Below are 24,435 nucleotides of genomic sequence, written 5' to 3' on the forward strand. Positions count from 1 at the left end.
CGATGGCCTTTCCTGCCGCCGTTCGCATTGTAGAAGTTGGCCCGCGCGACGGCCTACAAAATGAGAAGGTCGATATTGGCACTGCAGCCAAAATCGAACTGATCAACCGCCTCTCACATACGGGCCTGCGCAGTATCGAAGCCACTGCCTTTGTTAGCCCAAAATGGGTGCCACAAATGGCCGATGCCACCGAGGTTTTGGCGGGCATCATCCGTCAGCCCGGCATCGCCTACCCTGTTCTGGTTCCCAATGAACAAGGCTACGAACGCGCGCTTGCGGCAGGGGCTACCGAAGTTGCGGTATTTACCGCCGCCTCGGAAGCCTTCAACAAAAAGAACACCAATGCAGGGATCGACGAATCCCTACAGCGGTTCGCGCCGGTGCTCGCGCGCGCCCAAGCCGACGGCGTGAAGGTGCGCGGCTATGTCTCCACCGTACTCGGCTGCCCTTATCAGGGCGATGTACCGATCACCGACGTCGTACGCGTGGCCAAAGCCCTACATACGATGGGCTGTTATGAGGTCTCGCTGGGCGACACGATTGGCGTTGGCACACCGCTCAAAGCACGTGCCATGCTGAAAGCCGTGGCCACCGAAGTACCGATGAGCGCGCTTGCTATCCACTTCCACGACACCTATGGGCAGGCGCTTGCCAACGTCTTGGCCTGCATCGAAGAAGGCGTTGCGGTGGTCGATAGCGCCGTTTCTGGTGCCGGTGGCTGCCCGTATGCAAAAGGTGCAAGTGGCAATGTCGCCAGCGAAGATGTGGTGTATCTGCTGCACGGGCTCGGCATCCATACCGGGATCGATCTTGAACGCCTCGCCGATACCGGGCGCTGGCTCGCTGGTCTGCTGGGGCGCGAAACCGGCAGTAAAGTTGGAAAGGCATTGGGGGCACGATGAGCAGTCAACCGGTTTTCGGTCGCAAGCACCCTACCGAGGGAAAACCCAGCGACGATGCCGAGTCTTTACTGCAAGCCCTCACCGAAGCCGCCCGTCATTCCGAATACAGCTATTCCGTTCGCAAACTATTGCTGCAAGCCGCGCAAGCACTGGCTAAACCCAATGCCGCCCCTGCCTCCAAAACGACCAAATTCAACTCCAGCGCCGACGCCATTCCAGCGCTGACCACCGCCATCCACAACCTGCAACGCGACAAATTGCTATTTCGCCGCGTGCAAGAGCTCGCACAAATTGGTGGCTGGCAGTGGAACCGCAATGACGACAGCCTTTTTTTAACCGAAGAAGCGCACCGCATTTTGCGCCGTAACCACGCGCTTGGCACGATGTCGGCGCTGCAGTCTTGCCTCTGCAAAAGCCACCGTGAGCGCCTGCAAAAAACCCTTGCAGAAATCCGCGACGGCACCGGCTTTGATTTAGAGCTACAGGGTGAAAGTGCCAACGGAACCCCCTTTTGGATCAGCATGATTGGCGAGCCTGATCCGCACGACCCTACCCATGCTTCACTGAGCGGCACGCTGCAAGACATCACCGCACGCAAACACGCCGAAGAAGCGCTTCGCCAACAGGCGCAAACCGACGCACTTACCGGCCTACTCAATCGCGACGCCATTCTTGGGCATATCGCCACGCGTCTGCACGCGGCGGGCAAAGCCGATATCGCCCTGCTGTATATCGACCTCGATCGCTTCAAGATCGTCAACGATGTGCTGGGCCACAGCGCTGGCGATCAACTTCTGATGGAAGCTGCGCATCGCATCCGCTGCGCAGTGGAGGGGGAAGCCACAATTGCGCGCTTCGGTGGCGATGAGTTTCTCGCCGCCTGCCGCACCAGTGATGACCCCACCCGTCCCGAACGCTTGGCGCGGCAAATCCAGTGCGCGTTTCTATCGCCGTTCAAACTGGGCACCGACGAATTCAATGTCACAACCAGCATTGGCATTTCGCGCGCACCTACCGACGGCCGCACGCCCAAAGAGCTCATTCAAAATGCTGACGTTGCGATGTATGTCAGCAAGCGCCGCGCGCGCAACGGCTTCCAAGCCTTCACCCAAGAAATGGCCAGCCACCAGCAAGAGCAGCTGCTCATCGAAACGCGTCTGCGCCGCGCACTGGATAACAACGAATTCCGCTTGGTGTATCAGCCGCAGGTGGATCTGCGCAGCGGAAAAATTATTTCCGCCGAAGCGCTGATCCGTTGGCATAACCCAGAACTGGGTGAAATGCGCCCCGATCGTTTCATTGAACTGGCCGAAACCACGGGCGAAATCGTGCGTATCGGCCATTGGGTGCTGAGCGAAGCCTGCGCGCAGATGCGCCGCTGGCGCGAGCAAAATCTCTACATCCAACGGGTTGCGGTCAATGTGTCGTATCGCCAATTCCTAGGTGAAAACCTTGCCGATACGGTTGAACGTTTATTGGCCGAAGCCGACCTACCCGGCCACGCACTGGAACTTGAACTCACCGAACGCCTGCTGGCCGAAGACACAAGCGATACCGAGCAAGTGTTCGACCGCCTGCGCCGCCTCGGCGTGCGCCTATCGATCGACGATTTTGGCGAAGGCTATAGCGCCCTCAACTATCTGCGCCGCCTCCCCATTCATGGCCTCAAGCTCAGCCATAGCTTTATGAAAGGCGTGCCCAATGCCATTTCTGACGTCGCTATTTGCCAAACGGTAACGGGTATTTCGCAAAGCCTTGGGCTAGATATGGTGGCTGAAGGCATCGAGAACGAACTCCAGCGCAACTTTATGCTCAAACTTGGCGTCAACATTGGCCAAGGTTTTCTCTACGCGCCTGGGCTACCTGCGCACGAGTTCACTGAACGCCTGAGCGCGCAGCTGCACTAACCCATAGGCTCAAGGCGAAGCAGTACCCAGTTGCTGCTGGGAAAGATTGTCGAGCACGCGCATATCTTCTGCGTCCAACTCGGTCGCGTCGCTGCCGCGAAAATGCTGATGGAAGGCGCGCACCGCCGCTGGGCGATCGTCTAAGGAATAGCCAATTGAAGCAAGCGCCAGCCACGGATCAAAGCCCGGTGGCGGGTCACGCAATTCGCCTTTGATCCACAGGCCATAACCTGCTTCGGCAAGGCGCTGCCACGGAAATAATTTACCCGGATCCACTTTGCGCGTTGGGGCCAGGTCTGAGTGTCCAATGACTTGGCTTGGCGGAATATGCTGACGCTTTGTGATATCACCCAACAGGCGAATGACGCTGTCAATCTGCACATCGGTAAACGGCGAACTGCCGTCATTATCAATTTCAATTCCAATCGAGGCGGAATTGACGTCGGTAATCGTGCCCCAGCGTCCCGGCCCCGCGTGCCAAGCACGGCGCGTTTCAGATACCAGCTGATACAGCTTGCCGTCTTTTCCCACCAAATAATGCGCGCTTACCGGCCCTTTGCTATTGGCCGTTTTCAGTGTTTCAAGACTCTGCTCTACCGAATGCTGCTGGGTGTAGTGCAGCACCACCAGCACCGGGCGGCGCAGGTCAAAATTCTTCGACGCTTCCCACTGCGCCAATGGATTCTTCGGCTGGGTGGTCACACAGCCCGCCAAAAGTAGCGCTACAGCGGCAGCAGCAATGCCCGCACGCAGCCCCACACGATTCAACTTCAACATAGTGCACTATCTCGGTAAGCGAAACGCAACGTCTTTACCTGTGTAACACGGCGCAGCAATACACGTCAATAAATTATGAAATTAAACATATAATTTGGAATTACCTATTCCATTGCACCTGTTTTTACGCTTTCATGACCCTCGATACCTCGCTTAGGAGCATTGCGTGATCCAATCGGTCTGGCCCTATCTTGCCGTGCTGCTGCTCATTGCCGGCACACTCCCCGCATTGGAAAAACGCACCGGCTGGAAGTTTTTTTCGGTACTGCCGCCTATCGTGCTGGTGTATTTACTGGTCACAGCGCTGGCCGCGCTCGGGCTGTGGCAGATCAATGCCGAAATTAAAACGGCGCAAAGCGTCTTGGTGAAACAGGGCGTACCGGCACTGCTATTTCTGCTGATGATCAACTGCGACTTGCGCGCCATTGGCCGCTTGGGGCCGCGCGTATTGGGCGTGTTTTTTTCCACCACGTTTAGCCTATTCGTTGCATTTGTGGCCACCTTCTTCCTGTTCCGCTCATCGCTTACGGGCCTTGCATGGCAGCCCTTGGCGGCGCTGTCGGGCAGTTGGGTGGGCGGCACGGCCAACCAGATTGCGGTGAAGCAAGCAATCGGCATGTCCGATGATTTACTGGCCATGTCGTTACTCACCGACGCGATTGGCTATTCGGTATGGGTGGTGGTGCTGTTTTCGGTCGCCCGCCTCGCTCCGGCATTTAACCGCTGGACGCGGGCGAAAAATTCCGGCGACCTGCCCGTGCACGAACTGCGCAGCACCGGCCCAGTGAGCTGGGACGCGGTGCTGATTTGGCTTGGGCTCGCGCTCGCCGCCTCTACCTGTTCCGCGTGGGCTGCTGGTTATATGCCCACCTCCGGCGTGCTGGGCGCATCCACGTGGACCATTTTGATCGCCACATCGCTGGGCCTTGTGGCTGCGCACACGCCGTTGGCGCGCTTTCCAGGGGCCAGCCAAATCTCCAGCGCCATGCTCATCGCCGTGGTGGCGGTGCTGGCATCACAAAGTAATTTTGAAGGTATCGCCGCCGCGCCGCTGTATGTGCTGATGGGGCTGTGCGTGCTGCTAGTGCATGCGCTGGTGCTGGTGCTGCTGGCGCGGCTATTCCATTTCGATCTATTCCTCTGCGGAATTTCCTCACTGGCGCATGTGGGCGGTGTGGCCGCTACGCCCATCTTGGCCGCCAGCTATTCCAAAGCCTTGGTGCCGGTAGGTATTTTACTGGCGCTGCTGGGCTATATCCTCGGCACAGGGTTTGGCCTGCTGATGGCCACGCTGATGGCGGGCTGGGCATTGCCCTAAAGCCTGCCTGCTGCGCGCAAGAACCGGTAAAATCAGCGTTTTCCCGCAGCAGGATTCCCCATGCAGCTTTCCCACGCACGCGCCGTCATTACTGGCGGCGTTTCCGGCCTCGGTTTCGCCGTGGCCAAGCATCTTGTCGCGCACGGCGGCAAGGTTGCTCTGTTTGACGTCAACGAAGAAAAAGGCGCTGCGGCAGTGGCCGAACTGGGCGATGCCCACGCGCGTTTCTTCAAAACCGACGTTACTAATGAAGCGCAAGTAACCGATAACGTGGCGGCGGCCAAAGCCTTTATGGGCGGCCTAAATGCCACCATCAACTGCGCTGGCATCTTGGGTGCGGGCCGCGTGCTGGGTAAAACCGGGCCGATGGCGCTGGCACATTTTCAAACCACGGTCATGGTGAATTTGGTAGGCAGCTTCAATGTTGCCAAGACCTGCGCCGACCTGATGCAGCATAACGAGGCGGGCGCCGATGGCGAGCGCGGCGTGATCATCAACACCGCGTCGGTGGCGGCTTACGAGGGGCAGATCGGCCAAGCTGCGTATTCGGCCAGCAAGGGCGGTGTGGTGGGCATGACATTGCCAATGGCGCGTGAGCTGGCGCGTTTTGGTATCCGCGTAATGACCATTGCCCCCGGCGTGTTCTGGACACCGATGGTCGATGGCATGCCGGACGATGTACAGAAATCGCTCGCGGCCACCATCCCCTTCCCTTCGCGTCTCGGCCAGCCGCAGGAATACGCCGACCTCGCTGCTTATATCCTCACCAATACCTACCTCAACGGCGAAACCATCCGTCTGGATGGCGCTACCCGTCTCGCTCCGAAATAAGGCACAGCAATGAAGGCTTACGATATTAAGAAAGGCAATGTTGTTGAATTCAACAACGGCGTGTATCAAATCCGTGACATCGAACGCAGCAGCCCGCAGGGCCGTGGCGGCAACGTGCGCTTCCGCTTCGTGATGTACTCCATCCCCGGTGGCAACAAGCTCGACTCCAGCTTCGACGGTGACGACGATCTGCGCGAAGTGGACATGAGCCGCCGCCAGTGCACCTATTCCTACAAAGACGGCGAAGCCTTCGTGTTCTTGGATGACGAAGACTACACCCCGTACACGCTGGACGCCGATGCCATTGGCGACGCCGCAGGCTATATCGTGGATGACCTCACCGGCATCTATGTGCAGCTGATCGAAGATGCGCCGGTGGCCATCCAACTGCCGCAGTCGGTAGCCTTAACCGTGGTCGAAACCCCGCCGGAACTCAAAGGCGGCACCGCCACCAAGCGTCCGAAACCGGCCAAGCTCAATACCGGGATCGAAATCATGGTGCCCGAGTACATTGGCAACGGCGAAAAGGTTTGGGTCAATACGACCACCGGCGAATTCGCTGGCCGCGCTGATTAACCCCATGCCCGATAACGCGCCCACTTGGACATTCAAAGAAATTGACCAAGCCTTTGGGCGCGTTAAAGGCAGCGCATTTATCGCGTTCAAACGCGTGCGCGATCAGCTGATTGAAGGGCAGGACTATCTTTACTACAACGGGTTCGAGCAACCCGATGTAGTAGAAGCGCTGAAGCAACAGCAACGCCTGTATACCGCAAGCCTACACGCTGTTGTGCTGCATGAGTCTGCCTATCGGCTTATTGCGGCTTATCTGCAAGCACACGCAGACGCGCCCCCAAGACCTCTAAATTCTGCGTAACACCTGCCAGTTGCACCTGTTCGCGCGCGGGCAGCGCCGCTTGTGCTTGCTCCCATAATTCGGCCCATGCGGTCTCTGTTTGCCCTGCCAGCGCCCGCGCTTGCGCTTCTAGCACGGCACGCTCTTGTTGCGGCAACCCATAACCGCCTCCATCAAGGCTCGCTGGCCACATCAGTAGAGCCGTTTTTGCCAGCACCGAGCGCACTTGCGTGCGCGCTCCATCGTCCACACGCGCATCCAATAAGCGCCGCTTAAGCACGTCACGCGCGCGCAGCTCGGCGCGCCGCTGCGCCGCTTCTTCTAACACCAAAAGGGCTGCGGTGGCACGTAGATCTCCGCGCCCAAGCCATGGTGCGCGCTGCATGGGGGAAAGCGCCAACCACTCTTCCACGCGCACTTGCGGCAGTCTCAGGACCTCGTGCGCCACCGTAAACAAGGCTTGGTAGTGCGCATCCATTGGTTCAAAGTAATAGCCTTGCCGAACCGCTGCAGCACGATCTTCCAGCACCGCTGTCTCAACCAAACCCGCACGCGCAAGCCGCCTTAACAAACGGCGTGGAAAGACGCTGCGTAAATGAGCGCGGGCATAGCGCGGCAACGCATCGTGCAGCAGCTTCCACGTTTCTACCGCGCAGTTATTGCTGACAAAGTAATAACGACCGTCATAGCTCCAATGCAGCTGCGCCGCGCGTGTGAGCAGCGCGCTTATCTCCTCCTGCGTCATGCGCAGTGGTAGCGATTGCAAGCCGCGTAGTTCGGTTTTGGTGTATTCGTCGATCACCTGATCGAGCGGCAGCAGAAACAGCCGCGACGGGTAGCGCCCGGTTAGCCCGCGCAGGCTGGAAATCTGCACATCCTCGACAAACGCGCGAAAGCTCAGCACCCGGTGATACTGCAGATCCAAGCGGCAATCGGGGCCAGGCGCCCGGCCGGGCGCGCAGATCACCAGCCGCAACATGCTATGCCCCCAGCGGCTCATCGGCGCAGCATTGCCTTCGGCCAGTAGATAATCCACCGCATACACCCGCTTCGGGTCTAACTGTTCAAGCTGCCCCGTTCGCCCCTCGGCGCGCATAAATACCAACCCTGGCGCGCAGGCCGCCGCAGCGGGCTGCCAGTTGAAATGCGCAGCGAAGAGGCGCGCCAACGCAGGTCGCCTGCAGGCGTACTCCGGATCAAGCAGAAACCACTCCAGATTCACCGCCACATATTCACGCGGATTGGTGAGCTCGTATTCATCCGGGCTACGGCCGGTAAATGGGTTGTGCGCACTGCGGCGCCCAAAGTGCAGCGGGCGCTGCTGCCAGCCGGCTAAATCCAGTAGGTGCGGGTTGTGCGAGAGCCCGCCCTGCGGCGAACGATCATAGACGTGTGCCAGTTCGTGCAGCAGCGCGCGCAGTGCAGGCGTGTCTTCTAACGACTGATGCGGCAACTGCCGCAGCAAATCACGCCGCAGGCTGATGCGGCCCGCCTGCGTGCGCCCGTGCACGTCGCTTGGAAGATCATCACTCCAGCGCAGCTGCAGACGTGCATCCAGCGTTTGCCGCCACCGCGGTGGTAGCCGGTGCAGTGCTTCTTTCAGTAAAGAGGCACTCGCTGCCCGCTCGGCTGGGGTTAAATCGGTTTGGTCAAATTGAAGCTGTGCCGCATTTGCTGGAACCACCGCCAGCACACACAGCGCAAGCAGCAGTTTCACTACGGCGCATCGCCAATGCACAAGCCCCTCAGCGGGCGAGGATGGCCTGCGCTAGCTGCATATCGCTTGCGCGCCGCGCATCCACGCTACGTTCGCGCAGCAAGCGCAAAGCGGCCTCTAAACACGCACTGCGAATCTGCCCCGCACTGGCCACAAAGCCAGCAGCATCGCTACGCGCTTGCAACACCACCTTGTCATCACCCGACGTGCTTCCAGACGTTGCAGAACCGGCGGAAGACGCGCTAGAAGCAAAGCTACTGGCAACTACAGGCGCACTCAAAATGAGTAAAGCGGCAACGATCAACACATGGCGCATAAGGCTGGGAAATTATTGTTTCGGGCGGCTCAGCATAACGGCTGCACGCAAGCGCCGCATGAACGCACTTACAAGTCCAATAATTTCCCCGGATTCATCAACCCATTCGGATCCAATACGGCTTTGATTCCGCGCATCACCGCAATTTCTTCCGCACTACGCGTGCAGCTCAAATAGGGCTTTTTTACTAAGCCGATGCCATGCTCGGCGGAAATGCTGCCGCCATGCGTCTGCAGTACCTGCGCCAAGAGCTTGGTCACACGCTCGCAGTCGGCCACGAAGGCGTCTTGCGCTAAATCATCCGGCTTCAAAATATTGATGTGCAGATTGCCATCGCCGATATGGCCAAACCACACCACTTCAAAATGCGGGTATTCGCGGCCTAAGAGCGCTTGGGTTTCGGCAAGGAAGGCGGGCATCGCTGAAATACGCACCGAAACATCATTTTTGTACGGCACATACTTCGCCACGCTTTCGGTAATGCCTTCACGCAGCCGCCATAGCTGCGCGGCCTGCGCGTCGCTGGCGCTAATCACACCATCGCTCACCAGCCCCTGTTCCATGCAGGCCTCAAACGCCGCCAGTGCCTCGGCTTCACTAGCCTCATCGCTGGCAAATTCGGTAACCACGTAAAACGGATAGGTTTCCGTGAACGGAGCCTGCGCGCCGTGTGCCAGTACATGCTTCAGCGCGACATCGGTCAAGAACTCAAACGCCTGCAGCTGCAGGTGCCCGCGGAAGTTGGCAAACACCTGCATTAAGGCTTCAAACGAGGGCAGCGCCAGCAGCATCACGTTTGTCGGTGGCGCTGGGTCGGTGAGTTTAAGCGTGGCTTCAACAATCAAACCAAGCGTGCCCTCCGAGGCAATCGCAAGGTGTTTAAGGTCATACCCACTGGAGTTCTTCACCAGTGCGCGCCCCACTTCCAACAACTCGCCGGTGCCGGTCACAAGCTTCAATCCCGCGATCCACTCGCGGGTATTGCCATAGCGCAGCACGCGAATGCCGCCGGCATTAGTGGCGATATTGCCGCCAATACTGCAGCTGCCACGTGCGGCAAAATCCACCGGGTACTGCAGGCCATGTTCACGCGCCGCATCATGCACCGCCTGCAGCGCGATCCCCGGCTGTACGGTGAGAGTGCGGTCCACCGCGTCAAAGCCCAGCACCTTATTCATGCGCTCAAAACTCACCACCAGCTCACCGTTTGCGGCCACCGCGCCACCCGACAAGCCAGTGCGCCCCCCCGAAGGCACCACCGCCACGGCTTCTGCATTCGCCCAGCGCACCAGCGCCTGCACGTGCTCGATGGTGTCTGGCAGCGCTATGGCTAGCGGCGCGGGAGCCCAGCGGCGGGTCCAGTCGCGGCCATAGTGCTCAAGATCACTTGGCTCTGTGAGCAAGCGCACATGGGGGAAAGCGCTACGAAGACGTGCAAGCCGTGTCTGAGTCATGGATGGTTCCGGAGGCATAAGCGGCGGAGAAAAATTTATATTGCAGCGCACAATAAACGGGATTTTTCTGGCATAGTCAAATCCCTCCTTACTGCAGCTGATGGACTTGATCATGTCACCGAAGAAGACCTCGTTCCCAAAACAAGACATCCGCGTTTTGCTGCTGGAAGGGGTGAGTCAAAATGCGGTGGACACCTTCAAAGCCGCCGGTTACAGCCAGATTGAATACCACACCAAGGCGCTCCCCGAAGATGAGCTAAAAGCGCGCATTGCTGAAGCCCACATCATCGGCCTGCGTTCACGCACCCAGCTCACCGCGGATGTATTGGCCGAAGCCAAGCGCCTGATCGCGATCGGCTGCTTCTGCATCGGCACCAACCAAGTGGACCTTGAAACCGCCGAACTGGCCGGCATTCCGGTCTTCAACGCGCCCTATTCCAATACCCGCAGCGTGGCCGAACTGGTGGTGGCGCAGGCGGTGATGCTGGCGCGCGGCATTCCGCAGAAAAATGCGCAGTGCCACCGCGGTGGTTGGTCGAAAGCGGCAACCGGTAGCCACGAGGTGCGCGGCAAGACGCTGGGCATCATCGGCTATGGCCATATCGGCACCCAAGTAGGCGTGCTGGCCGAGGCGCTGGGCATGCACGTGATTTATCACGATATCGAATCCAAACTCTCGCTGGGCAATGCGCAGGCGGCAAACGGCCTCGACGACCTGCTTGCGCGTGCGGATATCGTCACCCTGCACGTTCCGGAAACGCCTTCTACACAGTGGATGATCGGCGCCGAGCAGATTGCAAAGATGAAGCCTGGCGCGCATCTCATCAATGCCGCGCGCGGCACCGTGGTGGTGATCGAAGCGTTGGCCGAGGCCATTCAGTCCGGCCATTTGGGCGGCGCGGCGGTGGATGTATTCCCCACCGAGCCGAAGGCCAATGGTGATGAATTTTTGTCGCCGCTGCGCGGGCTAGACAACGTGATCCTTACCCCGCATATCGGTGGCAGCACGCTGGAAGCGCAGGACAATATCGGCGTGGAAGTCGCGGCCAAACTGGTGCGCTATAGCGATAACGGCAGCACGCTGTCGTCGGTCAATTTCCCCGAAGTCACCCTGCCCGAGCACGAAGGCAGCCTGCGTCTGTTGCATATCCATCGCAACGTGCCGGGTGTGTTATCGAAGATCAACGAAATCTTCAGCCGTCATGCACTGAATATCGACGGCCAGTTCCTGCGCACCGACCCTAAACTGGGCTATGTGGTGATTGATGTGAGCGCTAGCGAAGCGCAGGTGCATACGATTCGGGAAGAGCTAGCCGCGATCGAAGGAACCCTGCGCACCCGCGTCTTGTACTAAGGATAGGCGGTACTTTAATCGCCACACACCCAATTACGGCCAGAACTCTTGGCCGTATAAAGCGCCATATCGGCGCGGGTCAGCACGGCATCAAACTCTTCATCCCGCAGTGTTGAGGCCGCCGCGCCAATGCTGACGGTGACAATCGCCAAGTCTTTGCGTCCGTGATGCGGAATAGCCAAGGCTTCCACGGCTTTGCGAATGCCTTCTGCAACAGGCAAAGCCGCGGCGAGATTGTGCCGAGGCAATAACACCACAAACTCCTCACCGCCATAACGCGCAACAAGCGCCTCTTCCGCCTGCACACTGGCACGCAGCGTTTGCGCCACGCTGCGCAGCACTTCATCACCCGCGGCGTGGCCATGGGTATCGTTATAGGGCTTGAAATAATCCACGTCGATCATCAGCACAGCCAAGCTTCCTGACCCAGTTTGCACCGCCGCCCACGCCTGCTGGCAGGCATCGTGAAAAGCGCGCCGGTTCGCAATTCCAGTCAATGTATCCGTGCTCGCAAGCTCAGCCAAACGCCGATTAGCCTCCTGTAACTCGCTCGTGCGCAGCCGAACCTCTCGCTCTAATTCATATTTACGCGCCACCAAACGCCGCACGCGCCAGCGCAGCAGCAGCGTAATCGCCGCCCCTAGCATTACCAGCAACGCAAAGACGCCGAGCAGCCTCACCCAACCCAACTGATACCAGCGCGGCAGTACGCTAAACGTCACGCGTGCGGGGGTCTTCCCCTCCGCACCCGGTAAACACGCCCGCACTTCAAACAAATAACGGCCCGGTGGAAGCTGCGCGAAACTCACGCCGCGCTCGGTTGTTTCCTGCGACCACGCTTTTGTAATGGGGAGTATCCGATAGCGAAAACGAAGTGCTTGTGGGTTTTGCAAATTGGCCGCCACAAACCGAATTTGGATGGCGTCGCCGAATGCAAATTTTTGCCCCTCTTGCGCTTGTTTGACCTCAGCACTTGAAACCGACAGCACCTCAACCTGTGGTGGTGTTTGCGGCGCTGAAGCAGGCACCAAACTACCAATACGCACTTGCCCAAGTGCCGCAATGGCCACACGGTTTGCATTTACCGCAGCGATCGACGGCGTTCCAATTTGGCTTGGTGGCACGCCTTCTTCTTGCTCTACCCCACCGGCAAACTGCTCCCATGCGGGCACCCTCTGCCCTGCGCGAAGGGCGTTGTACAGCCTCTGCTCATTGACCCGCGCCTTTCCTTTACGACCGATCTGCCACAGGTTTCCAGCCGCATCACGCCACAGCAGCCAAGCCCCAGAAAGCGCAGGCTGCACATAGCGCTGTCCGTCTTGCATCAGCAGCACCAAATTTTTTGCCTGTAGCAACCACGCGTAATTCGGGCTGTTCGCCAGTAGCGCATCCACTTCCCCGTGCTGATCCACCGCGTGCCATCCATCGCGATCAACCCGTGCCACGCCGGTACCGCTGGCCAGCCAAACGCTACCATCACCCGCGTCTTGCATATAAAAAACGCTGGATAGCCGCTCTGGATCAAGCCGCTGAACGCGTCGATCGACTACCCCATTGGTAAGATGAAACAACGTCTTGCGATTGAGCGCCCAGAGCCCGCCATCACTCGCCACGGCCAAGGATTGCACTTCGTCCACGTCAGGCAAACGCTCCACGCGCCCACCTTGGTAGCGACACAAGCCCGTCTCGCCCCCAAGCCACAGCGTTTGCGGGGCTTGCCACGCAAGGCTTAGTAACATCTCACCGCACGGCGTTGACACGGGCTGTACGCGGCGGTCTTCATCCACCTTCAACAAACCATTGCCGTAGGTGGCCACCCAGGTTGTATTCGCATCTTCCGTCGCCACGGATGCAATGAGTGTCGTTGGCAAACCATCGGCCGTTGTGATCCACTCCGAATCACTCAGTACAAACCGATGCAAACCGGTTCCCGCAGCCACCCAGACATTACCCACACTATCTTCCAGCAACGCCGTGATCATTTCGCCATGCAGGCGCCTGCTACCGGCGCGCCAATGGCCGTCGCGGCTGCGGATATAGATCCCGTTTGAATGGGTCGCCACCCAAAGCTCACCATTGCGGAGCAGCAATAATTTTCGAATGCGCTTTGCCGGGCCTTCGCTCGGCCCTTCTCGCCCTTCTGCAGACAGTGCGCGCAGGGTATAGCCCCCTAGCCAAAGCGTTCCATGAGCATCGCGCTGCATGCTCGTTACCAGTTGTCCGGGGGCATCGAGTGATCGCCGTTGCCAGCCTTGCGCACCGCGCCAGACAAAGACCCCTCCTTCATTGACCGCAAGCAGCCCTTTATCACCCACATCAACCGCGATGTCATATGCGCCAAAGCGATCTGGGCTTCCTAGACGCACCAAACCGTGCACAGGATCGAAACGATAAACACCCGTCCTCGCTGCCAGATAGACCGCTCCACCAATCCAGCGTAAACGCCGAATCTGCGCATCCTGCTCTGGCAGTGTCGCCACCACCTGCAAGGTACCGTTCTGCCGCCACAGCAGCGTATTCGCACTGGCTACCCATAACCGGCCACGGGGGTCTACCAATAAATCGTTGACAGCAAAGGGCTGCGCAGAAAACCCTTTTTCTTCATACCAGGTCAGCCCATCAAAGCGAATCAAGCCCGACTCGCTGCCCACCCAAAGAAAACCGTCGGGTGTTTGCGCCAATGCCGTACTTCCACGCACTCGCGCATCTTCATACACCCCCGCCCAGCGCGCGAAGTGCCCAGACGCATGTACCGGGGCTGCGGCAAACCACAACCCTAACAACAACCACAGGTATGTTTGAATTACCCGCGGGCCAACCACTTGCCCGCCATCCGCCGCACGGAAGGGTCAGTCGCCGCGTTTTGCGCCAACTCGTCAATAGTGCGCCACGCAAGATCCAGCGACTCTTCGCTCACCGTATAGGCCTCATCTTCACCCACATGCACCACATAGCGCACGTCATAATGCCAGTGCTCTGGCACCCCTTTATGCTCTGGAATACGGTGGCGATCCAAATCAAAAATTTGATTGACCACCGTCAGTCCCTGCAACCCCGACTCTTCCTGCGCTTCACGCAGCGCTGCCAAGTGTAATTCACATTGGCCATCGGCATGCCCACCCAGCTGCAGCCATAGACCCAACTTGCGGTGATGGGTCAATAACACGCGCGCACCATCGGCGCTCACCAGCCAGCATGACGCGGTGAAATGCCCCGCCAAGCGTTCGCGCACAAATGGGTTTTCTGTATCCGTCAGCAGCTCTTGAAACAGAGCAACAACATCGGCTTCTCCCGGCCAACGCACGGCATAGTCTTGAAAATCAGCCGCCAAAGCAGGGATTGCGTGCATATGGGTTCCTTCCAACTTCAATCATGAATGCGCCAATTATCCTCCTTCATGACCTGTGGTGCTTGTAACGAATACCCCTAAGCGTATAAGGTCGGCAGCTTATGGCCTGCTCACGGGCCGTTCACATAATTCGATAGATGGGGGATTTGCCTGATGCTGTTCCAGCGAGTCAAGCCGCTCGATAAGATTCTCGAGACGGCCGAGAAAAAAGCACTTACCCGCCAGCTTGGCGCCTTTCAACTGACTCTGCTGGGGATCGGCGCCATCATCGGCACCGGCATCTTCGTGCTCACCGCTGAAGCGGGCCAAAAGGCCGGTCCGGCGATGATGCTGGCCTTCGTCATTGCGGCGGTGGTCTGCGCACTGGCCGCGCTGGCGTATTCCGAACTTGCCTCAATGGTGCCTGTGGCAGGCTCGGCTTATACCTACACTTACGCTGTGATGGGCGAAGCCATCGCGTGGACCGTGGGCTGGGCCTTGGTGCTGGAATACGCCGTGGCTGCAGGCGCGGTGGCGGTGGGTTGGTCGGGCTATATGAACGGCCTTTTGACCAGCGCAGGCCTTGATCTACCGCTCTACCTTAAAACCGGCCCGATGGACGGCGGCGCGTTCAACCTGCTCGCCTTCTTGATCTCGCTGGTCATCACCGGTTTGTTGGTGATTGGCACATCGAAGTCGGCCAAGGTCAACGCGGTGCTGGTGTTGATCAAAGTGATCGCGCTGACTGGCTTCATCATCGTTGCGGTGCCAGCGGTGAAAGACAGCAATTTTGAACCCTTCTTCCCCACCGGATGGGGCAGCCCGCTGGGCGGCATTGGTGTGCTGGGCGCGGCGGCGTCGATCTTCTTCGCCTATGTTGGCTTCGACGCGGTATCCACTGCGGCCGAAGAAACCAAAAACCCGAACCGCAACATCCCGATTGGCCTGATTGGTTCGCTCTTGGTCTGCACCGTGTTCTACCTGCTGGTGGGCTATGGCGCGGTAGGCGCGATTGGTTCGCAGCCGATGTTTAACGCCGCGGGCGTTGCCATTCATCCCGGCACGCCGGAAATGGCCGCTGCTTGCGCCGGCTCCGACGCACTGGTGTGCAGCAAAGAACCGCTGGCCCATGTCTTGAAGGTGATGGGTTTTGCCAGCTTCGGCAACCTGATTGGCCTTGCCGCGGCACTGGCGCTGCCGTCGGTGGTGTTGATGATGATCTACGGCCAGACCCGCATCTTCTTCACCATGTCGCGTGACGGCCTGTTGCCGGAAATTCTGTCCAAGGTGCACCCGAAGTTCCACACCCCGCACATCGTCACCATGATCACTGGCGTATTTGTGGCCCTGTTCGCCGCGATGTTCCCGGTGGGCATCTTGGCCGATATCTCCAACTCCGGCACGCTATTCGCCTTTATGGCAGTGTCGGCGGGTGTGCTGATTCTGCGTAAGCGCGACCCGAACCGCCGCCGCCCGTTCCGCACCCCGATGGCGTGGATCGTGTGCCCGCTGGCCATCCTAGGCTGCCTGCTGCTGTTCTTGAACCTGTCGATGTACACCATTGGCCTGTTCTTCGCTTGGGCGATCATTGGCCTCGTGGTTTATGCGCTATACGGCTACCGCAAGAGCGAGCTAGCACGCGGTGTGGACCACCCGGGCGCGCCGAAGATGGGCGATGAACCCAACTTCCACGAAGGCCCGCAGGCCTAAGTCTCAACGTTCAATCGCGTGATGAGAAACCCGGCTTCGGCCGGGTTTTTCGTTATAATTTTTCGTTATGCATGACCACGAACGCGCCGCACGACAATCCTTGATCGACCACTGTCGGGCGATGAACGCCAGTGGCCTATCGCTCAACAAATCCGGCAATGCCAGCATCCGCTGGCGCGATGGCCTACTGATTACCCCCACCGGGCGCAGCTACGACCGTCTAATGCCAGACGACATCGTTTATCTGCACGCCGATGGCCACTGCCCTCCGGGGCAATTGCTGCCGTCCAGCGAATGGCATTTCCACTGCGACATTTTGAACGCCTTTCCCGAGGCGAATGCGGTGGTGCATGTGCACTCCACCCATGCCACCGCGCTGGCTTGCTTGGGTGAAGAAATCCCTCCCTTTCATTACATGGTGGCCGTTGCGGGCGGCGATCGCATCCCCTGCGCGCCTTACGCCACGTTTGGCACCGCCGAACTTTCCGAAAGCATTTTGAGCGCCATGCGCGGCGGCTTTCGTGCCTGCCTCATGGCCAACCACGGCCAAGTGAGCACCGGCAGTAGTTTGTCGGCCGCCTATGCACTGGCCGAGGAAGTGGAAAACCTCGCGCGTCAATATCTGCTGGCGCGCTCGCTTGGCCCAACCCGCAACCTGCCGCCAGAAGAAATGGCCGTAGTGCTGGAAAAATTCAAAACCTATGGCCAACAGCGCAAACCCGAATAGAGATGATGCTCACTATTCCAATTAGCATTTAAGAACCAAGGCGCTACCCGCTACACTGGGCGGATGAACACACCCGCTTTCGACCATAACCTTTACGCCGGCTGCGCCGCGCAGATCATCAGCCATACCCGCGAATTGGCCGCAAAAGGGTTTACCCCAGCCACAGCAGGAAATTTCTCTATCCGCATGGGGCCAGAACACGCGGCCATCACCATTTCGGGTAAAGACAAAGGCCGCCTCACCGAAGCCGACATCATGGTGGTGGACATGGCCAACAACCCTGTTGCCACGCACCACCGCCCGTCGGCCGAAGCCGCCCTGCACACCCACTTATACCGCCGCTATCCCGACGTGGGCGCGGTACTGCACACCCATTCGCCGGTGCAAACCATTATGGGCCTGCTGTTTGCTGAGCAAGGTCACGTCCCACTGCGCGGCTACGAGCTGTTCAAGGCACTGCGCGGCCACAGCACTCACGAGGTTGAAGTGGATCTCCCCGTGGTGCCGAACTCGCAAGATATGGACGTGCTCACCGCCAGTGTGGATGCGGTGCTCACCACGCCGAACAGCTGGGGCTATCTGATCGCCGGGCACGGCCTCTACGCGTGGGGGCGTGACATCGCCGAAGCCCGCCGTCATCTTGATGCTTTTGAATTTATGCTCGGCTGCGAGCTAGAACTGCGGCGCCTACGCGCCTAAGGAACCCCATGAGCCGCTTACGCATTTTTGCAGCGCACGCCCCAGAGGCGCCACTGTCCACCACTTCAACCCATGCGGATATCGCCGCAACGCTAAAGACCATCGGTGTGGATTTTGAGCGCTGGGAGCCAAGCCACCCGGTACAGCCCGGCGATGCGCCCGAAGCAATTCTTGCCGCCTACCGCAGCGATATTGACCGCTTAATGTCCACGCGTGGCTTCAAAAGCGTGGACGTGGTGAGTATTGCGCCAGATAACCCCAATCGCGAAGCGATGCGCGCCAAATTTCTTGACGAGCACGCGCATAAGGAAGACGAAGTACGCTTCTTCGTTGCGGGCTCCGGCCTGTTCGATTTACATGTAAACGGCAACGTGTACGAAGTGCTGTGTGAAGCAGGCGACCTAATTTCTGTACCCGATGGTGCGACGCACTGGTTCGACATGGGCCCAACCCCCAGCTTCGTCGCCATTCGTTTCTTTACCGCACCGGACGGCTGGGTGGGCTATTTCACCGGCAGCACCATTGCGCAGCAGTTCCCTCGCTATGAAGCAGGACAAGCGCTTTGAGCACGATACTCACCGATATCGAAGGCACCACCTCCAGCATTTCTTTCGTCAAGGATGTGCTGTTTCCGTATGCTCGCGCCAAGTTACCGGCCTTCGTGCGCGAACACGGCCACGAGGAGCGCGTGCGCCGCTGGCTGGACGCAGTGGCCATTGAAATCGCCGCCAGTGCCTGCCAAGACGCCGTTATCGTTGAGGCATTGCAGGGCTGGATCGACGCCGACCGTAAACACACCGCGCTTAAAGCGCTACAGGGCATGGTGTGGGAAGCCGGTTACAAAGACGGTGATTTCACCGCACCGCTCTACCCTGATGTAGCGCCTGCACTACGCGCGTGGCAGGCCGCAGGGCATCGTTTAGCCGTTTATTCATCTGGGTCGGTACCCGCGCAGAAGTTGCTGTTCTCGCATACCGATGCAGGTGATCTCACTCCGTTGTTTTCTGATTTTTTCGACACCGAAGTGGGCGGCAAGCGCGAGACCAGCAGCTATCGCACCATCACTCAGCGGCTGCAAACGCCAGCGGCTGACATAATTTTCCTTTCCGATATTGTGGAAGAACTCAACGCCGCGCGTGATGCAGGCATGCGTACAGTTTTGCTCGACCGACGGAAAGACTATCCGCAGCCACGCCTCGGTGCAGACGCCAACGGGCATACACGTGTGGAGTCATTTGCGGAGATTCGGATTTAATACATCACGTAGCTGTGCCTAGGGTATGTTCGCCGCTTAAACTCCGCATCCGGCTACGATGCGCGGCCGCGCACCATCCTTGGCGCGCTCGAACATACCCTAGGCACAGCTACGCTCACCAATTGTTGCAATGAATCGCTACGGCTGTGCTTCCTGCAAACGATATGTGGTGCTTGCCTGCACTTCTCCACGCCAACGATCAAACGCACGCACCTCAATACGATGCTCGCCAATTGAAAGATCGGTGGGCAGTGCGCCGCGCCAAAGATGCGTGGATGGTTTGGCTTCGGGCGATCGGTCATAGCCACGCAGCGCCTCGGCTTCATCGTCACGCATATTCTCGGCTAACAACCTTGGATCGGCTTGCAGCACCTGACGCATGGGTTTCCACGTACTGCCATCCACACGAAACTCAACCCTCGACTGCGCATCGCCCATGTAGTAATTGGCGAAAACACCCCACGCCGGATAAGCCCCTTTTCGCAACACCTTAGGCGCATGCAGCCCAATCTGCGTATCAGCGGCGTCCCGCGCATTGTGCCACGCCAGCGCATAGCCGCCGTTTGAGCGCACCGTCATCACCGCGTAGCCATTGGGTGTGCCGTCGGCCATCGTCGAAGCAGGAACGCCCTGCGCGTCTTTCACACCCGACCAAAATGCACCGCAGGCCGCGCCCACATTGTATTCATGCAGCGCCTGGGAGTCGCCCCAACCCATTGCCTCTGTGTGAAAGAACTGCTGTTGCACATGCGTATGCGCGCTTAGCACCAACACATGCGGGAACGGCTTAAGTAGCGCGTACAGCCGCTGACGGTCTTCCTCGCGGAAGCTATCTGCCGCATCGCGTTTTGCTAGTGGAATATGCATCGCCAACACCAGCAGCTTCTGCTTAGCAAGCGTGGGTAACCAACGCTCAAGAAAGGCAAACTGCTCATCACGTAATCCACCCACATAGGCGGACTTTTGCCCGGGCTGCACGATGACATCGTCGAGCACCACGAGATTGGCCAGCGCCGTTTCACGCGCAAACGTATCCGGGCCAATCGCCTTATGAAACGCCGAAAGTGAGGCGTCATCGCTGCGTGCATCTACATCCACATCGTGATTACCGGGAGTGTGCATCCACGGCACACCGAGCGCCGCCATCGCCTGTTTTACATCGGGATAAAGCTGCGGCGCATCATCCACGAGGTCGCCCAAGCTAACGCCCAATACGGCATCGTGCTTGCCTTGCAGCGGCTGCGTGATCGCCCGTCGAAAGTAGCCAACATCGGCTTGCGACTTCACCTGCGGATCACCAAACACCAATACCTGCGCCTGCTCGCCCTGCAGCGTTGCCGCAGCGCGCTGGTAATGGATACATCCAGCAGCCGAAGCCTTCGTATTTTTAGGCAGCGCCTGCGGCGCCTCCACCGTAACCGGCACACACTCCGCCAGTGCTGTGGGTGCAACAACAGAAGCCGTTAAAAAAAATAGGATAGAAAGATAATGTCGCATCCGCCTATTATGCGCACACTTAGCCGCGCCGATTCGCCAGTACGGCCTTCGCACCATCAAGCGACAGGCCGCGCGCGCGCAGCAGCGCGATAAGGTGATACAACAAATCAGCCGCCTCACCCAGTAGTGCGGCGTCATCTTGCGCCACCGCCGCCAGTGCGGTTTCCACGCCTTCTTCGCCTACTTTTTGCGCGATGCGGCGCACGCCAGATTCAAACAGCTTCGTGGTGTAACTCCCCTGTGGGCGCTCACGTTCGCGCTGTTCAATCAACAGACTCAGTTCAGCCAAGCCATCACCCGGCGCATCAGGAAAGCAGCTAACGCGGCCAAGGTGACAGGTGGGGCCAGTGGGGCGCGCTTGCACCAGCAGGGTGTCGCTATCGCAGTCTGTTTCAACCGCGACAAGCGTTAGCACATTGCCAGACACCTCACCTTTCTTCCAAAGCCGCTGTTTGCTGCGGCTATAAAAGGTGACAAACCCTGTTTCTAGGGTGGTAGCGAGTGCTTCGTGATTCATATAGCCCAACATCAGCACGCGCAAGGTATCGGCATCTTGCACAATGACAGGCAGTAGGCCGTTTTGTTTGTCCCAGGCCAATGTATCGATGGTCAATGAAGTGGTCATAGCCGTATCTGGATGTTTTGTGCGTGCAATGCACGCTTCAGTTCGGGGATAGCAATCGCGCCAGAGTGAAAGACGCTAGCAGCGAGCGCGCCATCGACGTCGGCATCGCGAAAAACCTTGGTGAAATGCGCAACAGCACCTGCCCCACCTGAGGCCACCAGCGGCACAGTGCATAGCGCACGCACGGCGCGCAGCTGTTCGATGTCGTAACCGGCACGTACACCGTCGCTGCCCATGCAGTTCAGCACGATCTCACCCGCACCAAGCTGCTGCACTTCCACCACCCAATCTAAGGTGCGTTTATTGGGCGCACGCATCGCGTCTGGGCTGCCGGTATGCGTGCGCACGCGCCACTGGCCATCGCCCTCTTGCAGCGAATCGATCCCCACCACCACACACTGCACACCAAAGGCTGCTGCCAATTCAGAAATCAACGCAGGGCGCTCTAGCGCGGGTGTATTGATGGACACCTTATCCGCACCGGCGTGCAGCAGCGTGCGCGCATCCTCCACGCTGCGGATACCACCCGCCACACAGAAAGGAATATCGAGCACGCGCGCAATGCGTTCTACCCAAGTGCAATCTGCGCTGCGCCCTTCGGGGCTGGCGGTAATGTCGTAGAACACCAGTTCGTCGGCACCGGCATCGCGGTAGCGCAGCGCCAGATCGGTGATATCGCCCATATCCATATGATCACGAAAGCGTACCCCCTTCACCACGCGGCCATCGCGCACATCCAGACACGGAATAATACGGCGGCTCAACATACCAGCGCCTCACTCAGCGCGATGCGCCCTTCCAGCAGTGCCTTGCCCAATACCGCACCAGCGCAGCCAACACTACGTGCGGCGCGTACATCGTCCACATCGCGTACGCCACCGCTGGCCTGCACCTGCACGCGAGGGTGCGACGTGCAGATGTGGCGATACAGTTCCAGATTGGGGCCAGAGAGCATGCCGTCACGCGCAATATCGGTGCAAAGAAGATGCTGCAGCCCCGCTCGTGCATAGCCTGCCAATACTTCCTCCAACGTGTGTTCTGCGGTGTGTGTCCAACCGTGCATCGGCAGACGCCACATGCCATCGGCATCCTGTCGAGTATCCAATGCAATGGTGAGCGCATCGCATCCAAATGCACGTAACCAACCCATGACAGTATCCGGCTCGCGTACTGCCAGCGAGCCCACCACTACGCGCGATGCGCCAGCATCGAGCAGCGCTTGCACATCGTCCCTACTGCGCACACCACCGCCGGTTTGCACCTGCAAGTGCGTATGGGTACGAATAGCGCGCAGCAGCGGCAAAAGGGTATAGCCCCCCGCCTTGGCCGCATCTAAATCAACCAAATGCAGCCATGTTGCGCCTGCCTCGGCATAGCGTTGCGCGAAGGCCAGAGGGTCATCGCCATAGCGGGTTTCTTCGGTGTAATCACCTTGCCGCAGGCGCACCACACGCCCGCCGCGCACATCAATTGCCGGGTACACGGTAAAACTCATGCGGGGTTCCATGCTAAAAAATTTTCCAGCACACGTGCGCCCACCGCAGCAGAACGCTCGGGGTGAAACTGCGCACCTGCCACGCGCCCACACTGCACCATCGCGGCGAAGCGTTCGCCATGTGTGCACGCGGCAATGCACTCTTCGGTGACAGGCGCAGCATAGCTATGCACAAAATAGGCCTGTGCTTCAGCGTTAATACCTTCCAACAACGGTGACGGCTGCAGCAAATCCAAGCCATTCCAGCCCATATGTGGAACGCGCAACTCTGCGCTCCCCTGTAATTTGCGCACGCAGCCAGAAAGCAGCCCTAAGCACGCCACACCACCTTCTTCAGAAGACTCAAACAATAATTGCATGCCTAAGCAAATCCCCAGCAGCGGCACTTGTAGGCCACGCAGCGCTTCTACTAACCCCTGCGCGTGCAAGCGGCGCATACCTTCTTCCGCCGCACCAACACCGGGCAAAATGACGCGCTCCGCGCCCTGCAACTCTTCCGCAGTGCGCACCAGCGTTGGCGTAACGCCAAGACGCTCTAAGGCATAACGCACCGAGCCTAGATTGGCGCCTCCTGCATCAATCAGTGCCAGCTTCATAACATGCCTTTGGTGGAAGGAAGCTCGCTTCCTTCGCGCTTAATCGCCTGCCGCAGTGCGCGCGCAAAGGCTTTAAAACAGGCTTCAATCTGGTGATGCGCATTCTCTCCCTCCACCTTAAGGTTGAGATTGAGACCAGCGGCATCGCATAGCGAACGAAAAAAATGCGGCACTAGTTCGGCAGGAAGATCACCTACACGCTCGCGGGTGAATGCACCTTCAAATACGAAATACGGCCTGCCGGAAAAATCCAACGCAGCCTGCGCCAAACATTCGTCCATCGGTAGTGTGAACCCATAGCGACCAATTCCGCGCTTATCACCCAGCGCCTCGCGTAGCGCCTGCCCTAGTGCCAAGCCAGTGTCTTCCACGGTGTGATGTTCGTCGATATGCAAATCGCCTTTGGTTTCGATCTCTAGCGCAAAGCCGCCGTGTTTGCCGATCTGCTCCAGCATGTGATCGAAAAAAGCTAAGCCGGTACTGATCTTAGGCTCGGCGATTTTGTCTAAATCTACGACAATGCGAATCTGCGTTTCCTTCGTATCGCGCTGCACACAGGCGGTGCGCGGCGCATCGGCAAGGGTGTGGGCAATGTCGCTCCAATCGCAATCGCCCCCGAATTGTTCACTGCGCAACTGGAAGCCGCGAATGTTCATATTCTCGGCAAAAGCGATATCGGTTGGGCGATCCCCCACCATCGCACTACGCGCCCAGTCGATACTTCTATCTTGCAGGTAGGCGGTGAGCATACCGATGCCGGGCTTGCGGCTGGGGCTGTTGTCGGTGGGCAGGCTGGGGTCGATAAATTCATCGCGAAACACGATGCCTTGGCTGGCAAAGATCTGCCGCATCAACGCGTGCGGGCCATCGAAGCTGGCTTGCGGGTAAGCCGCTGTTCCAAGACCATCTTGATTACTCACGATCACAAACTGATAGCCTGCATCGCGCAGTTTAAGCATGGCTGGGATCACGCCAGCCACAAAACGTAGTTTTTCAAATGCATCAATCTGGAAGTCTTCTGGCTCTTCAATCAAAGTGCCATCGCGGTCCACAAATAAAATAGGGTGCAGG

Annotated in this window: 24 protein-coding genes; 12 read left to right on the plus strand and 12 right to left on the minus strand. The window is 58.7% G+C overall.

The window, feature by feature from the left end:
- Nucleotides 1-2 precede the first annotated feature (2 nt).
- Nucleotides 3-902, plus strand: a complete 900-nt coding sequence (locus KUL77_RS00070; protein WP_297142204.1) for a hydroxymethylglutaryl-CoA lyase — start codon at nt 3-5, stop codon at nt 900-902.
- A complete protein-coding gene (locus KUL77_RS00075; protein WP_297141912.1) occupies nt 899-2,809 on the plus strand; it encodes a GGDEF and EAL domain-containing protein in 1,911 nt (636 codons plus the stop codon). Before KUL77_RS00070 ends, KUL77_RS00075 begins: the two co-directional genes overlap by 4 nt.
- 9 nt (nt 2,810-2,818) lie before the next feature.
- Here KUL77_RS00075 and KUL77_RS00080 read toward each other — a convergent pair whose 3' ends face one another.
- Complete coding sequence (locus tag KUL77_RS00080; protein WP_297141915.1) at nt 2,819-3,586, minus strand: N-acetylmuramoyl-L-alanine amidase; 768 nt, start codon at nt 3,584-3,586, stop codon at nt 2,819-2,821.
- 166 nt (nt 3,587-3,752) lie between these two features.
- On the opposite strand from KUL77_RS00080, the gene KUL77_RS00085 reads away from it, so the two are divergent.
- Genes KUL77_RS00085 through KUL77_RS00100 form a run of 4 tightly spaced genes read left to right on the plus strand, consistent with a single transcriptional unit; the run spans nt 3,753 to nt 6,612 of the window.
- A complete protein-coding gene (locus KUL77_RS00085) occupies nt 3,753-4,904 on the plus strand; it encodes a DUF819 family protein (RefSeq protein WP_297141917.1) in 1,152 nt (383 codons plus the stop codon).
- Nucleotides 4,905-4,964: 60 nt separating this feature from the next.
- Entirely contained in the window at nt 4,965-5,735 is a 771-nt protein-coding gene (locus KUL77_RS00090) for an SDR family NAD(P)-dependent oxidoreductase (RefSeq protein ID WP_297141920.1), read from the plus strand.
- 9 nt (nt 5,736-5,744) lie between these two features.
- Nucleotides 5,745-6,311, plus strand: a complete 567-nt coding sequence (gene yeiP / locus KUL77_RS00095; protein ID WP_297141922.1) for an elongation factor P-like protein YeiP — start codon at nt 5,745-5,747, stop codon at nt 6,309-6,311.
- 4 nt (nt 6,312-6,315) lie between these two features.
- Entirely contained in the window at nt 6,316-6,612 is a 297-nt protein-coding gene (locus tag KUL77_RS00100) for a hypothetical protein (RefSeq protein ID WP_297141924.1), read from the plus strand.
- Here KUL77_RS00100 and KUL77_RS00105 read toward each other — a convergent pair.
- The 3 genes from KUL77_RS00105 to KUL77_RS00115 form a co-directional block, all read right to left on the minus strand.
- Complete coding sequence (locus KUL77_RS00105; RefSeq protein ID WP_297141927.1) at nt 6,551-8,308, minus strand: DUF4105 domain-containing protein; 1,758 nt, start codon at nt 8,306-8,308, stop codon at nt 6,551-6,553. The genes KUL77_RS00100 and KUL77_RS00105 overlap by 62 nt on opposite strands.
- Before the next feature lie 28 nt (nt 8,309-8,336).
- On the minus strand, nt 8,337-8,624 hold the full coding sequence (locus KUL77_RS00110) for a DUF2388 domain-containing protein (RefSeq protein ID WP_297141929.1): 288 nt from the start codon (nt 8,622-8,624) through the stop codon (nt 8,337-8,339).
- 68 nt (nt 8,625-8,692) lie between these two features.
- Complete coding sequence (locus KUL77_RS00115; protein ID WP_297141930.1) at nt 8,693-10,078, minus strand: FAD-binding oxidoreductase; 1,386 nt, start codon at nt 10,076-10,078, stop codon at nt 8,693-8,695.
- Nucleotides 10,079-10,190: 112 nt separating this feature from the next.
- Here KUL77_RS00115 and serA point away from each other — a divergent pair, with 112 nt between their 5' ends.
- Nucleotides 10,191-11,432 carry a phosphoglycerate dehydrogenase gene (gene serA, locus KUL77_RS00120; RefSeq protein WP_297141933.1) on the plus strand — a complete coding sequence of 414 codons (1,242 nt, stop codon included), beginning with the start codon at nt 10,191-10,193 and terminating at the stop codon, nt 11,430-11,432.
- Between the two features lie 14 nt (nt 11,433-11,446).
- On the opposite strand, the gene KUL77_RS00125 is transcribed toward serA, so the two are convergent.
- Nucleotides 11,447-14,218 carry a ligand-binding sensor domain-containing diguanylate cyclase gene (locus KUL77_RS00125; protein ID WP_297141936.1) on the minus strand — a complete coding sequence of 924 codons (2,772 nt, stop codon included), beginning with the start codon at nt 14,216-14,218 and terminating at the stop codon, nt 11,447-11,449.
- Nucleotides 14,219-14,235: 17 nt separating this feature from the next.
- Nucleotides 14,236-14,781 carry an NUDIX hydrolase gene (locus tag KUL77_RS00130; protein WP_297141938.1) on the minus strand — a complete coding sequence of 182 codons (546 nt, stop codon included), beginning with the start codon at nt 14,779-14,781 and terminating at the stop codon, nt 14,236-14,238.
- A gap of 153 nt (nt 14,782-14,934) precedes the next feature.
- Here KUL77_RS00130 and KUL77_RS00135 point away from each other — a divergent pair, with 153 nt between their 5' ends.
- The 5 genes from KUL77_RS00135 (at nt 14,935) to mtnC (ending at nt 19,151) form a co-directional block, all read left to right on the plus strand.
- Complete coding sequence (locus KUL77_RS00135) at nt 14,935-16,470, plus strand: amino acid permease (RefSeq protein ID WP_297141941.1); 1,536 nt, start codon at nt 14,935-14,937, stop codon at nt 16,468-16,470.
- Between the two features lie 67 nt (nt 16,471-16,537).
- Nucleotides 16,538-17,197 carry a class II aldolase/adducin family protein gene (locus tag KUL77_RS00140; RefSeq protein WP_297141943.1) on the plus strand — a complete coding sequence of 220 codons (660 nt, stop codon included), beginning with the start codon at nt 16,538-16,540 and terminating at the stop codon, nt 17,195-17,197.
- A 63-nt stretch (nt 17,198-17,260) separates the two neighbouring features.
- Nucleotides 17,261-17,896, plus strand: a complete 636-nt coding sequence (locus KUL77_RS00145; protein ID WP_297141945.1) for a methylthioribulose 1-phosphate dehydratase — start codon at nt 17,261-17,263, stop codon at nt 17,894-17,896.
- Between the two features lie 8 nt (nt 17,897-17,904).
- Nucleotides 17,905-18,462, plus strand: a complete 558-nt coding sequence (locus KUL77_RS00150; RefSeq protein WP_297141949.1) for an acireductone dioxygenase — start codon at nt 17,905-17,907, stop codon at nt 18,460-18,462.
- Nucleotides 18,459-19,151: an acireductone synthase gene (gene mtnC, locus KUL77_RS00155; protein ID WP_297141952.1), complete on the plus strand. Its 693-nt coding sequence runs from the start codon at nt 18,459-18,461 to the stop codon at nt 19,149-19,151. The genes KUL77_RS00150 and mtnC overlap by 4 nt, the downstream gene beginning before the upstream one ends.
- Nucleotides 19,152-19,289: 138 nt before the next feature.
- Here mtnC and KUL77_RS00160 read toward each other — a convergent pair whose 3' ends face one another.
- The 6 genes from KUL77_RS00160 to hisB are packed head-to-tail and all read right to left on the minus strand — an operon-like array spanning nt 19,290 to nt 24,434.
- Nucleotides 19,290-20,648 carry a calcineurin-like phosphoesterase C-terminal domain-containing protein gene (locus KUL77_RS00160; protein WP_297141955.1) on the minus strand — a complete coding sequence of 453 codons (1,359 nt, stop codon included), beginning with the start codon at nt 20,646-20,648 and terminating at the stop codon, nt 19,290-19,292.
- A 19-nt stretch (nt 20,649-20,667) separates the two neighbouring features.
- Entirely contained in the window at nt 20,668-21,273 is a 606-nt protein-coding gene (hisIE, locus tag KUL77_RS00165; RefSeq protein ID WP_297141958.1) for a bifunctional phosphoribosyl-AMP cyclohydrolase/phosphoribosyl-ATP diphosphatase HisIE, read from the minus strand.
- Complete coding sequence (gene hisF, locus KUL77_RS00170; protein WP_297141961.1) at nt 21,270-22,040, minus strand: imidazole glycerol phosphate synthase subunit HisF; 771 nt, start codon at nt 22,038-22,040, stop codon at nt 21,270-21,272. The genes hisIE and hisF overlap by 4 nt, the downstream gene beginning before the upstream one ends.
- Nucleotides 22,034-22,768 (minus strand): 1-(5-phosphoribosyl)-5-[(5-phosphoribosylamino)methylideneamino]imidazole-4-carboxamide isomerase, encoded by a 735-nt coding sequence (hisA, locus tag KUL77_RS00175; RefSeq protein ID WP_297141962.1) that lies wholly within the window; start codon nt 22,766-22,768, stop codon nt 22,034-22,036. The genes hisF and hisA overlap by 7 nt, the downstream gene beginning before the upstream one ends.
- Entirely contained in the window at nt 22,765-23,364 is a 600-nt protein-coding gene (gene hisH / locus KUL77_RS00180; protein WP_297141965.1) for an imidazole glycerol phosphate synthase subunit HisH, read from the minus strand. The genes hisA and hisH overlap by 4 nt, the downstream gene beginning before the upstream one ends.
- Nucleotides 23,361-24,434: a bifunctional histidinol-phosphatase/imidazoleglycerol-phosphate dehydratase HisB gene (gene hisB, locus KUL77_RS00185; protein WP_297142206.1), complete on the minus strand. Its 1,074-nt coding sequence runs from the start codon at nt 24,432-24,434 to the stop codon at nt 23,361-23,363. Before hisB ends, hisH begins: the two co-directional genes overlap by 4 nt.
- Between the last annotated feature and the right edge of the window lies 1 nt (nt 24,435).

It is taken from the genome of Thermomonas sp. (assembly GCF_019104945.1).
Taxonomy (GTDB): Bacteria; Pseudomonadota; Gammaproteobacteria; order Xanthomonadales; family Xanthomonadaceae; genus Thermomonas.

Bases quoted from the DNA above. Each gene is read 5' to 3' on its own strand.
- KUL77_RS00110 (WP_297141929.1), bottom strand. From the start codon at position 8,624: ATGCGCCATGTGTTGATCGTTGCCGCTTTACTCATTTTGAGTGCGCCT.
- KUL77_RS00135 (WP_297141941.1), top strand. From the start codon at position 14,935: ATGCTGTTCCAGCGAGTCAAGCCGCTCGATAAGATTCTCGAGACGGCC.
- KUL77_RS00070 (WP_297142204.1), top strand. From the start codon at position 3: ATGGCCTTTCCTGCCGCCGTTCGCATTGTAGAAGTTGGCCCGCGCGAC.
- KUL77_RS00145 (WP_297141945.1), top strand. From the start codon at position 17,261: ATGAACACACCCGCTTTCGACCATAACCTTTACGCCGGCTGCGCCGCG.
- KUL77_RS00160 (WP_297141955.1), bottom strand. From the start codon at position 20,648: ATGCGACATTATCTTTCTATCCTATTTTTTTTAACGGCTTCTGTTGTT.
- KUL77_RS00140 (WP_297141943.1), top strand. From the start codon at position 16,538: ATGCATGACCACGAACGCGCCGCACGACAATCCTTGATCGACCACTGT.
- yeiP (WP_297141922.1), top strand. From the start codon at position 5,745: ATGAAGGCTTACGATATTAAGAAAGGCAATGTTGTTGAATTCAACAAC.
- hisH (WP_297141965.1), bottom strand. From the start codon at position 23,364: ATGAAGCTGGCACTGATTGATGCAGGAGGCGCCAATCTAGGCTCGGTG.
- KUL77_RS00115 (WP_297141930.1), bottom strand. From the start codon at position 10,078: ATGACTCAGACACGGCTTGCACGTCTTCGTAGCGCTTTCCCCCATGTG.
- KUL77_RS00080 (WP_297141915.1), bottom strand. From the start codon at position 3,586: ATGTTGAAGTTGAATCGTGTGGGGCTGCGTGCGGGCATTGCTGCTGCC.
- hisF (WP_297141961.1), bottom strand. From the start codon at position 22,040: ATGTTGAGCCGCCGTATTATTCCGTGTCTGGATGTGCGCGATGGCCGC.
- KUL77_RS00100 (WP_297141924.1), top strand. From the start codon at position 6,316: ATGCCCGATAACGCGCCCACTTGGACATTCAAAGAAATTGACCAAGCC.
- KUL77_RS00075 (WP_297141912.1), top strand. From the start codon at position 899: ATGAGCAGTCAACCGGTTTTCGGTCGCAAGCACCCTACCGAGGGAAAA.
- KUL77_RS00090 (WP_297141920.1), top strand. From the start codon at position 4,965: ATGCAGCTTTCCCACGCACGCGCCGTCATTACTGGCGGCGTTTCCGGC.
- KUL77_RS00150 (WP_297141949.1), top strand. From the start codon at position 17,905: ATGAGCCGCTTACGCATTTTTGCAGCGCACGCCCCAGAGGCGCCACTG.
- KUL77_RS00130 (WP_297141938.1), bottom strand. From the start codon at position 14,781: ATGCACGCAATCCCTGCTTTGGCGGCTGATTTTCAAGACTATGCCGTG.
- serA (WP_297141933.1), top strand. From the start codon at position 10,191: ATGTCACCGAAGAAGACCTCGTTCCCAAAACAAGACATCCGCGTTTTG.
- hisIE (WP_297141958.1), bottom strand. From the start codon at position 21,273: ATGACCACTTCATTGACCATCGATACATTGGCCTGGGACAAACAAAAC.
- hisA (WP_297141962.1), bottom strand. From the start codon at position 22,768: ATGAGTTTTACCGTGTACCCGGCAATTGATGTGCGCGGCGGGCGTGTG.